This is a genomic window from Pseudomonas sp. FP215 (assembly GCF_030687795.1).
Lineage (GTDB): Bacteria > Pseudomonadota > Gammaproteobacteria > Pseudomonadales > Pseudomonadaceae > Aquipseudomonas > Aquipseudomonas salmasensis.
This window is the reverse complement of record NZ_CP117447.1, coordinates 5402148-5416487: the sequence shown is the minus strand read 5'-3', so window position 1 is coordinate 5416487 and position 14340 is coordinate 5402148. Positions and strand designations below refer to the sequence as shown.

General features: G+C 60.2%; 13 protein-coding genes. 7 read left to right on the top strand and 6 right to left on the bottom strand.

The genetic code is table 11. From position 1 onward, the window contains the following. Positions 1-148: 148 nt before the first annotated feature. Together guaB and guaA are read left to right on the top strand one after the other, a co-directional pair. Positions 149-1618 (top strand): IMP dehydrogenase, encoded by a 1470-nt coding sequence (guaB, locus tag PSH76_RS24515; protein WP_003193998.1) that lies wholly within the window; start codon positions 149-151, stop codon positions 1616-1618. An 80-nt stretch (positions 1619-1698) separates the two neighbouring features. Continuing rightward, complete coding sequence (gene guaA / locus PSH76_RS24510) at positions 1699-3276, top strand: glutamine-hydrolyzing GMP synthase (RefSeq protein ID WP_003193997.1); 1578 nt, start codon at positions 1699-1701, stop codon at positions 3274-3276. A 269-nt stretch (positions 3277-3545) separates the two neighbouring features. Here the strand turns inward: guaA and PSH76_RS24505 are convergent, their stop codons facing one another. The 6 genes from PSH76_RS24505 to treR form a co-directional block, all read right to left on the bottom strand. After that, positions 3546-4091, bottom strand: coding sequence for a hypothetical protein (locus tag PSH76_RS24505; RefSeq protein ID WP_084571015.1), 546 nt, complete (start codon positions 4089-4091; stop codon positions 3546-3548). A 24-nt stretch (positions 4092-4115) separates the two neighbouring features. Next, a complete protein-coding gene (locus tag PSH76_RS24500) occupies positions 4116-4442 on the bottom strand; it encodes a hypothetical protein (RefSeq protein ID WP_032895404.1) in 327 nt (108 codons plus the stop codon). 24 nt (positions 4443-4466) lie between these two features. Next, on the bottom strand, positions 4467-4778 hold the full coding sequence (locus PSH76_RS24495; protein ID WP_156995567.1) for a hypothetical protein: 312 nt from the start codon (positions 4776-4778) through the stop codon (positions 4467-4469). A 40-nt stretch (positions 4779-4818) separates the two neighbouring features. Next, positions 4819-5130, bottom strand: coding sequence for a hypothetical protein (locus PSH76_RS24490; protein WP_032895405.1), 312 nt, complete (start codon positions 5128-5130; stop codon positions 4819-4821). 335 nt (positions 5131-5465) lie between these two features. Beyond that, positions 5466-5777, bottom strand: a complete 312-nt coding sequence (locus PSH76_RS24485) for a hypothetical protein (protein WP_032895406.1) — start codon at positions 5775-5777, stop codon at positions 5466-5468. A 129-nt stretch (positions 5778-5906) separates the two neighbouring features. Then, complete coding sequence (gene treR / locus PSH76_RS24480; RefSeq protein WP_098950449.1) at positions 5907-6611, bottom strand: trehalose operon repressor; 705 nt, start codon at positions 6609-6611, stop codon at positions 5907-5909. 254 nt (positions 6612-6865) lie between these two features. On the opposite strand from treR, the gene treP reads away from it, so the two are divergent. The 5 genes from treP (at position 6866) to PSH76_RS24455 (ending at position 14332) form a co-directional block, all read left to right on the top strand. Beyond that, positions 6866-8308 carry a PTS system trehalose-specific EIIBC component gene (treP, locus tag PSH76_RS24475; protein WP_014719803.1) on the top strand — a complete coding sequence of 481 codons (1443 nt, stop codon included), beginning with the start codon at positions 6866-6868 and terminating at the stop codon, positions 8306-8308. A gap of 122 nt (positions 8309-8430) precedes the next feature. Continuing rightward, a complete protein-coding gene (gene treC, locus PSH76_RS24470; protein ID WP_305493041.1) occupies positions 8431-10077 on the top strand; it encodes an alpha,alpha-phosphotrehalase in 1647 nt (548 codons plus the stop codon). A 169-nt stretch (positions 10078-10246) separates the two neighbouring features. After that, complete coding sequence (locus PSH76_RS24465; protein WP_032895410.1) at positions 10247-11467, top strand: carbohydrate porin; 1221 nt, start codon at positions 10247-10249, stop codon at positions 11465-11467. A 49-nt stretch (positions 11468-11516) separates the two neighbouring features. Beyond that, positions 11517-14051, top strand: a complete 2535-nt coding sequence (ptsP, locus tag PSH76_RS24460) for a phosphoenolpyruvate--protein phosphotransferase (protein WP_305493040.1) — start codon at positions 11517-11519, stop codon at positions 14049-14051. A gap of 2 nt (positions 14052-14053) precedes the next feature. Next, positions 14054-14332, top strand: a complete 279-nt coding sequence (locus PSH76_RS24455) for a PTS transporter subunit EIIB (protein ID WP_278917843.1) — start codon at positions 14054-14056, stop codon at positions 14330-14332. Positions 14333-14340: the final 8 nt, after the last annotated feature.

The following is a 14340-nucleotide window of genomic DNA, read 5'->3' as shown; positions in this document are numbered from 1 at the left end:
CTTCGCGAGCAAGCTCGCTCCTACAGAAAAAGCGGCGCGTTTTCTCCATCTATCAGTATTACCAAGTTTGTCAGAGTTTTACATTGAGCCCGGCAGGGTGCATGTATATAATGGCGCGCTTCCATTTTCCCGCTCGGGAGCCCCCGCGATGCTGCGTATCAGCCAAGAAGCTCTGACATTCGACGACATTCTCCTAGTGCCCGGTTATTCCGAGGTGCTTCCTAACGAAGTCAGTCTCAAGACCCGCCTAACCCGTGGCATCGAGCTGAATATTCCCCTGGTTTCTGCTGCCATGGACACCGTCACCGAAGCCCGTTTGGCAATCGCCATGGCTCAGGAAGGCGGCATCGGCATCATCCACAAGAACATGACCATCGAGCAGCAAGCTGCCGAAGTGCGCAAGGTCAAGCGTTACGAAGCCGGCGTGGTGAAAGATCCGATCACCATCGAAGCTGACGCCACCGTGCGTGACCTGTTCGAACTCACTCGCATGCACAACATCTCCGGCGTCCCGGTGCTGCACGATGGCGACCTGGTCGGCATCGTCACTTCCCGTGACGTGCGTTTCGAGAACCGCCTTGAAGTCACCGTCCGTGAAGTGATGACGCCTAAAGAGCGCCTCGTCACCGTCAAGGAAGGCGCCGACAAGAACGATGTGCGCGAACTGCTGCACAAGCACCGCATCGAGCGCGTGCTGATCGTCGACGACAAATTCGCCCTCAAAGGCATGATGACCGTCAACGACATCGAAAAAGCCAAGGCTTACCCGCTGGCCAGCAAGGATGACCAAGGTCGTCTGCGTGTTGGCGCTGCAGTCGGCACCGGTAAAGACACCGGTGATCGCGTCTCGGCGCTGGTCGCTGCTGGCGTTGACGTGGTAGTGGTCGACACCGCCCACGGCCACTCCAAAGGCGTGATCGACCGCGTGCGTTGGGTCAAGCAGAACTTCCCTGACGTGCAGGTGATCGGCGGCAACATCGCCACCGGCGCTGCCGCCAAGGCCCTGGCCGAAGCGGGCGCCGATGCAGTCAAGGTCGGTATCGGCCCAGGCTCCATCTGCACCACGCGCATCGTTGCCGGTGTCGGCGTGCCGCAGATCAGCGCCATCGCCAACGTTGCCGCTGCCCTTGAAGGCACGGGCGTACCGTTGATCGCCGACGGCGGCATCCGTTTCTCCGGTGACCTGTCCAAGGCCATCGTTGCCGGTGCCTCCTGCGTGATGATGGGCTCGATGTTTGCCGGTACCGAAGAAGCGCCAGGCGAGATCGAACTGTTCCAGGGCCGTTCGTACAAGGCTTACCGTGGCATGGGTTCGCTGGGTGCCATGTCCCAGGCGCAAGGCTCTTCCGACCGTTACTTCCAGGACTCTTCGGCAGGCGCCGAGAAGCTCGTACCGGAAGGCATCGAAGGCCGTGTGCCGTACAAAGGCACCCTGAGCGCGATCATCCACCAACTGATGGGCGGCCTGCGCTCCTCGATGGGCTACACCGGCAGCGCCAACATCGAAGAAATGCGCACCAAGCCAGAGTTCGTGCGGATCACCGGCGCCGGCATGGCTGAATCCCATGTCCACGACGTGCAGATCACCAAGGAAGCGCCAAACTACCGTGTAGGTTGAGCCTTCCAGCAAAATGTTAAGTAACCGGGGCTGTTCTTCAGCCCCGAGTTGTTTCTGATTCATTAGACGAGACTGACTTCATGGCCCTCGACATTCACGCCCACCGCATCCTGATCCTCGACTTCGGTTCCCAGTACACCCAGCTGATCGCCCGCCGCGTGCGTGAAATCGGCGTGTACTGCGAACTGCACCCGTTCGACATGGACGATGAAGCGATCCGCGAATTCGCACCTAAAGGCGTCATTCTCGCCGGTGGCCCCGAGTCCGTTCACGAAGCCAACAGCCCGCGCTGCCCGCAAGCGGTATTCGACCTGGGCGTGCCGGTGTTCGGCATCTGCTACGGCATGCAGACCATGGCCGAGCAACTGGGCGGCAAGGTTGAAGGTTCCGAGCTGCGTGAATTCGGTTATGCCCGTGTGGACGTGGTCGGCAAGAGCCGCCTGCTGGACGGCATCGAAGACCACATCGACGCCGACGGCCTTTTCGGCCTCGACGTGTGGATGAGCCACGGTGACAAGGTCACCAAGATGCCGGAAGACTTCCACATCCTGGCCAGTACCCCAAGCTGCCCGATCGCCGGCATGTTCAGCGACGAGCGTCGCTACTACGGCGTGCAGTTCCACCCGGAAGTGACCCACACCAAGCAAGGCGGGCGCATCCTGTCGCGTTTCATCCTCGACATCTGCGAGTGTGAAGCCCTGTGGACCCCGTCGAAAATCGCTGAAGACGCCATCGCCCAGGTGCGCGCCCAGGTCGGCACCGACAACGTGCTGCTCGGCCTGTCCGGCGGCGTTGACTCCTCGGTGGTGGCGGCCTTGCTGCACAAAGCCATCGGCGACCAGCTGACCTGCGTATTTGTCGACAACGGCCTGCTGCGCCTGCACGAAGGCGAGCAAGTGATGGCCATGTTCGCTGAGAACATGGGCGTCAAGGTGATCCGCGCCAACGCTGAGGACCAGTTCCTCAACAACCTGGCCGGCGAGTCCGACCCGGAGAAGAAGCGCAAGATCATCGGCCGCACCTTCATCGACGTATTCGATGCCGAGTCCACCAAACTGGACAACATCAAGTACCTCGCCCAGGGCACCATCTACCCCGACGTGATCGAGTCGGCCGGCGCCAAGAGCGGCAAGGCCCACGTGATCAAGTCCCACCACAACGTGGGCGGCCTGCCTGAGGAAATGAACCTCAAGCTGGTAGAACCGCTGCGCGAGCTGTTCAAGGACGAAGTCCGCCGTCTGGGCCTGGAACTGGGCCTGCCGTACGACATGGTCTACCGCCACCCATTCCCAGGCCCGGGCCTGGGCGTGCGTATCCTGGGTGAAGTGAAAAAGGAATACGCCGACCTGCTGCGTCGCGCCGACCACATCTTCATCGAAGAACTGCGCAAGGCCGACTGGTACCACAAGGTCAGCCAGGCATTCGTGGTGTTCCAGCCGGTGAAATCGGTTGGCGTTGTCGGCGATGGCCGCCGTTACGCGTGGGTTGTTGCACTGCGTGCCGTAGAGACGATCGACTTCATGACAGCGCGTTGGGCTCACCTGCCTTACGAACTGTTGGAGACGGTCAGCGGCCGGATTATCAATGAGATCGAAGGTATTTCCCGCGTGACTTATGACGTGTCGAGCAAGCCGCCGGCGACGATTGAGTGGGAGTAAAGCTGTATAGTAACTATTTGATTTTATTTTAAAAAATAAAATTGAATAGTTATGTTTGATACGTCATCAATGGCGTTTTTAATGGCGCCCATCGTACGTATTTGAGAGAGCTAGATCGATACCATGTCCCGGACAAGGAATGCCGGCATGGTATCGAAAACGCTTAGCAGCGCAGATGTCAGCAATAACTGTTTGCCCATCTCCCCTAGGGTGTTGGCGTGTGTTTTGAATAACGTCACGCGCAGCCTTCAACCCGCGCAGATTTCGGGCTAGAAGTTATCAATCGCGTTGCACATCGACACCTTCCCCGCTGGCTGCGGTTGGGTCATGGCCCACTGCTTGCCGCCCGCCTCCAATTCATCCAGCTGGAACGAACAGTCCGCCGACATGGTGGCCTGCACCATGTAGTCCACGCCGGGCCGAGGCACGAAGGTCATGGTCTTGGCACACTGCCGGGAATATTGCAGGCGCCCCAGATAATGGAACGCGATCGGCTTGTTCGCCGGCACCACCAGCTCCGACGAGACCGCACCGGCCCACGAAAAGATCGGTCCGGGAATGCCGAGGTTTTCGCCGTTATGGTCGGGGAAGCCGGGTTTCGCCGACGCCATTACCCCCGCGCCGGGCACGTTCCAGTCGAGGCAATCACGCCCCGGCACGGCGCGCACCAGGCCGTCGGTGAGCAGGCGGATACGCGCGGTCTCGCCACTCTGCGGGGGCTCGTAGCCGGTGGACAGCGAACGCACGTTCGCCACTTGGCCGCAGCCGCCGAGCGCTAGCAGCAGCACGGCGGGGATTACAGGCAACAGTCTCATCAGGCATTGACTCGTAGGGGGAAGTTAAGGCTGGCGGCAGTTCTGGTTGACCGACAGATGTGGCGCCGGCTCATAGCTCACGCGCTGCAAACCATCGGCGTCCTGGAACAGAAAGTATTTGACGCGACAGTCCTTGAACATCGCTGAGTAACCCTCCGCCCGGAAGCCTTGGCCATCGACCTGTTTGGTCACGGTATTGGTGCGGCTGACCACCGCGAGCACCTTCTGATAGCTGTCGCCCATGTTTACCCCAGGCTCGCCGGTGATCGCGGCCGAGGAGGCGCAACCGCCCAGCGCTGTTGCCGCCAGGGCCAATGCGGCGCCATACAGTCCGTTGCGTAGATTGTTCATTCCCTGTGTCCTTTTAGTAATGGGTTAACGGCGGCCGTCGCACACCGGCGATTCGCCAACGCGGCCTTGCTTGCACAGGTCCAGATCGTCCGTGCGGATAAAACCCGCATCCTTCATGCAGTAGAAGCGCGTCAGCACCACATCAATCGGCGACTTGTCGCCAACGCCATCAAGATTGGTATACCCGCAAGCCCGCATTGCGTCATCGACGCCCTGCTGGGAGACGCCCTTCTTTTTCCATTGGGTGTAGTCCCCTGGCGGCGGTTGAAAAGGGGTACAGCCCCCAACTGCTACCAGAATGCTCAGGCCCAACCACTGATTTCGAGTCAGCAACATCACATGCTCCATGTCCATGAGCGCCCCGGACTGTGCCTGATTACCGGCGCCCGTCACACACCGCAGACTCACCAATACGACCGAGCTTGCACATGTCCAAGTTATCTTTGCGTTTGTAGCCCGCGTCTTTCATGCAATAGAAATTCATTAACCTCACATCGATTGGCGACCTGTCTCCTGCGCCATCAACATTGGTATATCCGCACGCACGCATCGCAGCAATGATCCCGGTCTGCGAGACGCCCTCCTTGTACCATTTTGTGTAATCCGGAGGCGGCGGTTGAAAGCCCCTTCCCGTGCAGCCAACCAGTAACACAGCGCAAAAACTCAGCAACAGGCTCCTAGTGGACATGGCGTTCTTCCTTATGGGTTGACTCGGATAAGTGTGAGACGCCGTAGGGTGAGTCGCTCTAGAAGGGTTTGCAAGCGGCCCCGGCATCCTCATAGCGGTTATGCACTGTTTGATTGCCGTCCAGCACGTTCAGTCATTCCCATAGGCGAGCGTGTTTCAGCTTATGAAGTATGTTTATGTTCGAGTGGGAATGATGGGGCGTCCGGCATTGTCCGGCACGATCTAGCATCAAATGCCCTGGAGCCCGCGTAATAGCGGGCTTTTGGCTTTTTGGGTCTGGCAAATTCTGGCAGCTTTGTGCATCGCCAAGCACCTTGTGTCTTTTTGCTGACGGATTACCGGCGGCCTTCGCAAACGGGTGATTCGCCGATGCGGCCTTCCTTGCAAAGGTCAATGTTATCTGTGCGCTTGAAACCTGCGTCTTTCATGCAATAAAACCGCGTGAGCACCTGGTCAATCGGGGTTTTGTCGCCCGTCCCTATCAGGTTGGTATAGCCGCATGTGGTCATGGCGTGTTTGACGCCCTCTTCAGACACCCCGATCTTCTTCCAATTGGTAAATTCCGGCGACGGTGGTTGAAAGCCTCTGCCGGTGCAGCCGATCAATAGCAACGCGTACATACTCGACACCAAGCTCTTCCTGAACATCGTATTCTCTCCCTTGGTTTGACTCGGATAATGTGTACGACGTCTGCGCAACAGTTAATGCAGTCACTACGAAGAAGGTTTTTCGTGAAGGGTATTTTTCGTGGTGTCAGTTGGTTTCACGGCTTACGCTTACCGCCGCGCCACATCCGAAAAGTAAAACTTATCCAACGTATGCCGCGACTCGGTGTACTCGAACTGCCTTCCATCCTGCAAGAACGTCTGGTTACTCACCACAATCACATGGCTTTGCCCATCCAGGTCCAGATGCGCCTGGTCGTCCTTGCTGCGCGGCAAGGCTTCGATGGTGCGTTGCGCGTAGCTGATCTGCAGCTGCAGTGTTTGCTCGATAAACGCGTAGATCGACTGCTCGGCGATGTTGCGGTCCAGGCCGGGAATCAGGTCGCTGATGAAGTGGTTGATGTCCAGGATCACCCGTTTTCCGCCGATGCGGCGTACCCGCTTGATGCGCGTAATCAGGGTGCCGGGCTCGGCCTCGATGTGTTGCAGCAGTGAGCCTTCCAACGGGATCTGGGTGAACTCGACCACGTCGGTACGTACGTCATCGCCCAGGTCGGCGTGGGTCTCGTGGAAGCTGACGATGCCGCCCAGTTGGAACTCGATCGGGTTGGGCGACAACACAAAGGTGCCCTTGCCGTGGATTTTTTGCGCAAAGCCACGTTCCTGCAACTGCTCGATGGCGCGCCGCACGGTGCCACGGCTGGCCTGGTAGGCGTCCATCAGTTCGGTTTCGGAGGGAAGGCGCGTACCGCGTTGCAGGCGTTCGGTGGTGATGCTGGCAAGCAGATCCGTATAGATCTGGTTGTATTTGCTCATGGGATGGCTCTTGCCCGGCGTTATGAAGGTGGACTGCGCGTTCAAGGCAGGAACCATAGTGGCAGAGGTGGGGTTTGTCCATTGGACAGCGGTGCGAGCTTGGGAAAAATCTGACAGAAAGCTCGCAGGCATAAACAAAAGTGTAACTCGTACAGACGAGTTGTTGATTTAACTCGTACAGACGAGTACTTTTCCCTTCTCGGCGTGCTGCCAACGACTGCCACCCATAAAAACAATCACAGTGGAAAACGAGCATGAGCCACGACTATTCAACGATTGCCCGCGAGATTCTCGACAACCTCGGGGGCCGCGAAAACCTTGAGCAGGCCGCCCATTGCGTGACCCGCCTGCGCCTGGCGCTCAAGGACCCCAGCCTGGTCAACAGCAGTGCGCTGAACCAGGTCGACCTGGTCAAAGGGTCGTTCTTTACCGGTGGCCTGTTCCAGGTAGTGATCGGCCCCGGCGAGGTGGAGAAGGTCTACGCCGCCCTGCGCGAACTGACCGGCCTGGCCGCCTCCACCATTGCCGACGTCAAGAAGGCCGGCGGCGACAAGACCAACCCCATGCAGCGCCTGGTGCGGGTGTTCTCCGATGTGTTCATGCCGATCCTGCCGGCGCTGATCATCGCCGGCCTGTTGATGGGCGTGAACAACCTGATGGGCGCCAAGGGCATGTTCATCGAAGGCAAGACGCTGCTGGAGGCCTACCCGAACCTGGATGGTCTGTGGAGCCTGATCAACCTGATGGCCAACACCTCCTTCGTGTTCCTGCCGGCGCTGGTGGGCTGGTCGGCGGCCAAGCGGTTCGGCGGCAGTGAAATCCTCGGCATCGTGCTGGGCCTGATGCTGGTGCACCCCGACCTGCTCAACGCCTGGAACTACGGCAAGGCGGTCGCTGGCCTCGACGGCCAGAGCCTGCCGTACTTCGATATCTTCGGCTGGTTCCAGATCGAGAAGGTGGGTTACCAGGGGCAGATCCTGCCGATCCTGATGGCGGCCTTTGTCATGAGCGTGATCGAAAAATGGCTGCGGGCGCGGGTGCCGAATGCCATTCAACTGCTGGTGGTGCCGATCACCACCATCGTCGTCACCGGTGTGCTGGCCTTGGCGATCATCGGCCCGGTGACCCGTCACCTTGGCATCCTGATCACCGAAGGTTTGGTGACGCTGTTCGAGATCGCCCCGATGATCGGCGGCGCGATTTTCGGCCTGCTTTATGCGCCGCTGGTGATCACCGGCATGCACCACATGTTCCTGGCCGTCGACCTGCAGCTTATCTCTACCCAGGGCGGCACTTTTATCTGGCCGATGATCGTCATGTCCAACCTGGCCCAGGGCAGCGCCGCCCTCGGAGTGTTCTACATGACCCGCAACGCGCGGGACAAAAGCATGGCCTCGACCTCGGCGATTTCCGCTTACTTCGGCATCACTGAGCCTGCGATGTTCGGGGTGAACCTGCGCTTCAAGTTTCCGTTCTATGCCGCGCTGCTGGGCTCGGCGCTGGGCAGCATTTTCCTGTCGTTGAACAAGGTGCAGGCCTCGGCCATCGGCGTCGGCGGGTTGCCCGGGTTTATCTCGATCGTGCCGAGCGCCATTCCGATGTTCGTGATTGGCATGGTCGTGGCGATGGTCGTGCCGTTTGCGCTGACGTGCATGTTGAGCATGAAGATCGTTCGGCCTGGTTACCGGGTCGCCTGAAGATCGCTATCGCAGGCAAGCCAGCTCCCACAGTGATTTGTAAACACATTCAAGTGTGGGAGCTGGCTTGCCTGCGATGAGGCCAGAAGGGCCAGCACCCAACTCTACTGAAGGAACCCACCATGCAAACCTGGCAACACTCGGTGATCTACCAGATCTACCCCAAAAGCTTCCACAGCCACGCGGGTAACGCCACCGGTGACCTGTTGGGCATCGTGGACAAACTCGACTACCTCAAGTGGCTGGGTGTGGATTGCCTGTGGGTCACGCCGTTCCTGCGCTCGCCCCAGCGCGACAACGGCTACGACATCAGCGACTACTACGCCATCGACCCCAGCTACGGCACCATGGCCGATTGCGAGCTGCTGATCAGCGAAGCCGCCAAGCGTGGCATCAAGCTGATGCTCGACATCGTGGTCAACCACACCTCCATCGAACACGAATGGTTCCAGCAGGCGCGTAGCAGCCTCGACAACCCCTACCGCGACTTCTACATCTGGCGCGACCAGCCGAACAACTGGGAATCCAAGTTCGGCGGCTCGGCCTGGGAATACGAAGCGCAGACCGGCCAGTACTACCTGCACCTGTTCGACCATACCCAGGCCGACCTCAACTGGGACAACCCCCAGGTGCGCGCCGAAGTGTTCAAAATGATGCGTTTCTGGCGCGACAAAGGCGTGGGTGGGTTCCGCCTGGATGTGATCAACCTGATCTCCAAGCCCGCCGATTTCCCCGAGGACAACAGTGACGGCCGCCGCTTCTACACCGACGGCCCGAACGTGCATGAATACTTGCAGCAAATGCACCGCGAAGTCTTTGAAGGCTATGACCTGATCAACGTGGGTGAGATGTCATCCACCCGCCTGGAACACTGCATTCGCTACTCGAATCCAGCGTCGAAAGAGCTGTCGATGACGTTTAACTTCCACCACCTGAAAGTCGATTACCCGAACCTGCAAAAGTGGGTGAAGGCCGATTTCGATTTCCTGCAACTCAAGCAGATTTTCTCCGACTGGCAGATGGGTATGCAGGCCGGCGGCGGCTGGAATGCGTTGTTCTGGTGCAACCACGACCAGCCACGGGTGGTCTCGCGTTTTGGTGACGACGGCGAACACCGCGTGGTCTCGGCCAAGATGCTCGCCACGGCGCTGCACTTTTTGCAGGGCACGCCGTATGTGTATCAGGGCGAAGAGCTGGGCATGACCAACCCCGGCTTCGACAGCATCTCGCAGTACCGTGATGTGGAAACCCTGAACATCTTTCGGCTCAAGCGCGATGCGGGCGAGTCCGAAGCCTCGAGCATGGCGGCGATCATGCAGAAGTCCCGCGACAACGGGCGCACGCCCATGCAGTGGAGCACCGAAGCGAACGCGGGGTTCAGCCGCGGTGAACCCTGGATCGGCATCCCCGCCAATGCCGCGCAGATCAACGTCGCAAGCCAGATGGATGACCCGGATTCAGTGCTGCATCACTACCGCAGGCTGATCGACTTGCGCCGTCGCGAACCACTGATACAGCAAGGCGTTTACCGCCCGTTGCTGCAAGACCATCTCCAGGTCTGGGCGTACCTGCGTGAAGGTCACGGCGAGCGCCTGTTGGTAGTCAACAACTTCTATGGATCACCGTGCGAGATCCAACTGCCCGAAGGCGTGATCAACGCCGCGAACGAGCAACGCCTGCTGATCAGCAACTACCCCGATTGCCCGCTGCGTACCAGCACTGTGCTGTTACGTCCTTATGAATCCTTCGTACTCCACCTGACAGGTTGAAACACCCCCCCCTGTAGGAGCGAGCTCGCTCGCGAAGATCGCCAACGAAAACGCGCCCCTCCAGGTGTTGCGTGGAGGCTGCAAGTTCTTCGCGAGCAAGCTCGCTCCTACAGGGGATCGCGTCACGCACGACCGTAAGAAAAAACAATAAAAATAAAAGGAGCGCTTCATGAAAACGACAATCAAGCTGGGCCTTATAGCGTCCTGCCTCACGGTGCCTTTCGGCGCCCAAGCCCTGGAGTTTGCCGGGTATTTGCGCAGCGGTGTGGGCACGTCAACCGGAAGTGGCAAGCAGCAATGTTTCCAACTGCCAGGTGCACAAACCAAATACCGCCTGGGTAACGAATGCGAGCAGTACGCCGAGCTGGAACTGCGTCAGGATTTGCTGACCCTCGACGACGGTTCGGTGCTCAGCGTCGATGCCATGGCTTCCCTCTACAACCAGTACGACCGCGCCCTGAAGTTCCAGGGTGAAAACAACGGCTCGGCGCGCATGCCGCAGATGTATGCGCAGTGGTCCAACCTGCCCAGCCTCAATGGCGGTTCGCTGTGGGCCGGGCGGCGTTACTACAAGCGTAACGATATCCATATCTCCGACTTCTACTACTGGAACCAGAGCGCCACCGGTGGCGGGATCGAGGACGTGCTGATCGGCGGCTTGAAATACAGCTATGCGCTGTCGCGCAAGGACAACCTGTACCAGAAGGAATACGCCACCCGTCACGACTTCAACGTCGCAGGTTTCAAGACCAACCCCGGTGGCGAGCTGGAACTGGGCTTGAGCTACATCGCCAAGGCCGGTGGGCGTGACACTAACAGCGGCTGGGCGCTGACGGCGCAGCATGTGCAAGCGGCCTTCCTGGGCGGCAAGAACAAGTTTGCCCTGCAGTACGGCGAAGGCCCCGGCACCGGCCTGGGTTACACCGGCAATACCGCGCTGGACAAGAGCAGCAAAAGTTACCGCGCGGTGGAGTTCTTTGATTGGCAGGTAACGCCGCGTTTCGGTGGGCAAGTCGAGGCGGTTTACCAGAAAGATGTGCGCCCAGGGCGTCAGGATCAGAACTGGATGTCCCTGGGTGTGCGCCCGGCGTATGCGCTCAGCGAGCAATTCAAACTGGTCGCTGAGCTGGGGCACGATCAGGTCGATGCCACTGGCGGCACGCGCAAATTGAGCAAATTTACCTTCGCCCCGACCTGGTCGCCCAAAGGCCCTGAATTCTGGGCGCGGCCGGAAGTGCGGTTGTATTACACCTATGCGTCCTGGAACAAAGCGGCCAAGCGTGCGGCCAATGAGCTGGCGGCGGGCTCGGCGTTGTCCGACACCGGCGCCTATGGCACGGCGCGGCATGGGTCGAACGTCGGTGTGCAGGTCGAATATTGGTGGAAGTAATCCGGTAGTCCCCAATGATTTTTAAAGAACAACACAAACAGGTGAAGTCATGACCACATCTCAACCTCTGGAACTGCTGGCACCCTTGTCCGGGGTTTTGCTGGCGCTGGACCAGGTGCCCGACCCGGTATTTTCCGGCCGCGTGATTGGCGATGGCCTGTGCATCGACCCCACCTCGCAAACCCTCTGCGCGCCGTTGGCTGGGGTGATCAGCAACATTCAGGACAGCGGCCATGCGGTCAGTGTCACCGCCGATAACGGTGTGCAGGTGCTGCTGCATATTGGCCTGGATACCGTGAACCTGGCGGGCCAGGGCTTCACCCGGCTGGTCGAGGAGGGCCAGCGGGTGGAGGCCGGGCAGCCGCTGATCGAGTTCGATGCCGATTATGTGGCGCTCAATGCGCGCAGCCTGCTGACCTTGATGCTCATTGTGAGCGGCGAGCCGTTTGTGCCGTTGGTGGCCGGTCAGGCGCTGGTCGAGTCCGGCCAGCCACTGTTGCAGGTCTCACCGGGGCCGATGAAAGCTGAGGTGGACGAGGAGGAGGGCAATGCGTTGTTTTCCAAGCCAGTGACCCTGCCTAATGCCAGCGGCTTGCACGCCCGCCCTGCGGCGGTGTTTGCCCAGGCGGCAAAGGGGTTCAGTTCCAGCATTTTCCTGCACAAGCAAACCTTGAGCGCGAATGCCAAGTCGCTTGTAGCGATCATGGCGTTGCAGACCTCCCAGGGCGACAGTGTGCAAGTGAGCGCGGCGGGGGAAGATGCCGAGGCGGCGATTCAGGCGCTGGTGGCGTTGTTGCTCGAGGGCTGTGGCGAGACGCTGCCGGTAGCGGTCGAGACGATCAACAAACCCGCTGCGCCTGCTTCTTCGGCGTCCGTGTTGCGAGGCATCTGTGCCTCGCCTGGCTCGGCGTTCGGCCAGGTGGTCCAAGTGGCTGAACCGGCGCTTGAGATTCCCGAAGCCGGTGCCGGAGAAACCTTCGAACGTACCGCATTGGCGCGTGGCCTGCGGGCGGCAAACGAGGCGTTGCAAGCGTTGCAGGCCAAGGCGGCCGGCAGCGCCCAGGCCGAGATCTTCCGCGCCCATCAGGAACTGCTTGAAGACCCGACCCTGCTTGAACAAGCCCATAGCCTGCTGGCCGAAGGCAAGAGCGCTGCCTTTGCCTGGAACACCGCCACAGTGGCGACCGCCAGACTCTTCGAAGGCTTGGGTAAAACGCTGCTGGCTGAGCGTGCGGCGGACTTGGCCGACGTCGGCCAGCGCGTACTCAAATTGATCCTGGGCGTTCCAGAGCGGTCCATGGAACTGCCGGAGTGCGCCATCCTGGTCGCTGAACAACTGACACCCTCACAAACCGCCGGCCTGGATACCAGCAAAGTGCTGGGCTTTGTCACGGTCGCCGGGGGCGCTACCAGTCATGTGGCCATCCTCGCCCGGGCCCTCGGCTTGCCATCCCTTTGCGGTGTACCCAGTCAAGTACTGGCCTTGGCCAACGGCAAGCGGGTACTGCTCAATGCCGACAAAGGTGAGCTGCAGCTGGAGCCGAACCTGGCCGAAATCGAACAACTGCAGGCGGTGCGCCAACAGCAAAAGCTGCGGCTGCAGCGTGAAGTGGCACAGGCCTCAAGGGCGGCGGTCACCCGCGACGGTCACCACGTCGAGGTCACGGCCAACGTCGCCTCGTTGCAGGAAGTGGAGCAGTCCCTGACCCTGGGCGGTGAAGGCGTGGGCCTGCTGCGTTCAGAGTTCCTCTACCTGGAACGCAACCGTGCACCGAGCGCAGAAGAGCAGGCCGACACCTACAGCGCCATCGCCCGCGCCCTCGGCACTGAGCGCAATCTGGTGGTGCGTACCCTGGATGTGGGCGGCGATAAACCCTTGGCCTATGTGCCGATGGACAGCGAGACCAATCCATTCCTTGGCCTGCGCGGGATCCGCTTGTGCCTGGAACGCCCCGAACTGTTGCGTGAACAGTTGCGTGCGATTCTTGCCAGCGCCGGCTTGGCGCGGCTGCATATCATGTTGCCGATGGTCAGCCTGCTGTCGGAGCTGCACCTGGCGCGCAAAATGCTCGAAGAGGAAGCACAGGCCCTTGGCCTGAGCGAACTGCCCAAGCTGGGCATCATGATCGAAGTGCCCAGCGCGGCGCTGATGGCGGATGTGTTTGCGCCCCATGTGGATTTCTTCTCCATCGGCACCAACGACCTCACCCAATACACCCTGGCCATGGACCGCGACCACCCGCGTCTGGCCAGCCAGGCCGACAGTTTTCACCCGTCGGTGCTGCGCCTGATCGACATCACCGTCAAAGCGGCCCATTCCCACGGCAAGTGGGTGGGCGTATGTGGTGCGCTGGCGTCCGAAACCATGGCGGTGCCGGTGTTGATCGGTCTGGGCGTGGATGAGCTGTCGGTCAGCGTGCCGCTGATCCCCACCATCAAGGCCACCGTGCGCGAGCTGGACCTGCACGACTGCCAGATCATCGCCCGCCAGGTACTGGGCCTTGAAGAAGCCGACCAAGTGCGCGAGGCCCTGCGCCTGTACCACGCGGCCACCGTTGAAACCTCACCTGTCGTGGAGCACTGAGCATGTTCGAGAAATTGCAGCGGGCGTTCTGGAAAGCCCTGACGCCTGATCTGGTGGCCGAGACGGTTACCACGCCGACACCCAGCCTGTTGTCGGCCGAGGTGCTGAGTGCATTGGGCGGGGAGGGCAACGTCACGTCACAGCAGCGCGTGGCACTCACGCGGGTGCGGGTGCAGTTGAAGGAGGGGCAGCGGTTGGATGAGTCTGCGTTGAAGGCGGCGGGTATACCCGCCGTGATGGTACTGCCGGGCGGTGCGGTCCACCTGCTCACCGGCCTCTAAGCCAAGTG

Bases quoted from the DNA above. Each gene is read 5' to 3' on its own strand.
- PSH76_RS24500 (WP_032895404.1), bottom strand. From the start codon at position 4,442: ATGAACAATCTACGCAACGGACTGTATGGCGCCGCATTGGCCCTGGCG.
- PSH76_RS24455 (WP_278917843.1), top strand. From the start codon at position 14,054: ATGTTCGAGAAATTGCAGCGGGCGTTCTGGAAAGCCCTGACGCCTGAT.
- treC (WP_305493041.1), top strand. From the start codon at position 8,431: ATGCAAACCTGGCAACACTCGGTGATCTACCAGATCTACCCCAAAAGC.
- PSH76_RS24465 (WP_032895410.1), top strand. From the start codon at position 10,247: ATGAAAACGACAATCAAGCTGGGCCTTATAGCGTCCTGCCTCACGGTG.
- treR (WP_098950449.1), bottom strand. From the start codon at position 6,611: ATGAGCAAATACAACCAGATCTATACGGATCTGCTTGCCAGCATCACC.
- PSH76_RS24485 (WP_032895406.1), bottom strand. From the start codon at position 5,777: ATGTTCAGGAAGAGCTTGGTGTCGAGTATGTACGCGTTGCTATTGATC.
- guaA (WP_003193997.1), top strand. From the start codon at position 1,699: ATGGCCCTCGACATTCACGCCCACCGCATCCTGATCCTCGACTTCGGT.
- treP (WP_014719803.1), top strand. From the start codon at position 6,866: ATGAGCCACGACTATTCAACGATTGCCCGCGAGATTCTCGACAACCTC.
- PSH76_RS24495 (WP_156995567.1), bottom strand. From the start codon at position 4,778: ATGTTGCTGACTCGAAATCAGTGGTTGGGCCTGAGCATTCTGGTAGCA.
- ptsP (WP_305493040.1), top strand. From the start codon at position 11,517: ATGACCACATCTCAACCTCTGGAACTGCTGGCACCCTTGTCCGGGGTT.
- PSH76_RS24490 (WP_032895405.1), bottom strand. From the start codon at position 5,130: ATGTCCACTAGGAGCCTGTTGCTGAGTTTTTGCGCTGTGTTACTGGTT.
- guaB (WP_003193998.1), top strand. From the start codon at position 149: ATGCTGCGTATCAGCCAAGAAGCTCTGACATTCGACGACATTCTCCTA.
- PSH76_RS24505 (WP_084571015.1), bottom strand. From the start codon at position 4,091: ATGAGACTGTTGCCTGTAATCCCCGCCGTGCTGCTGCTAGCGCTCGGC.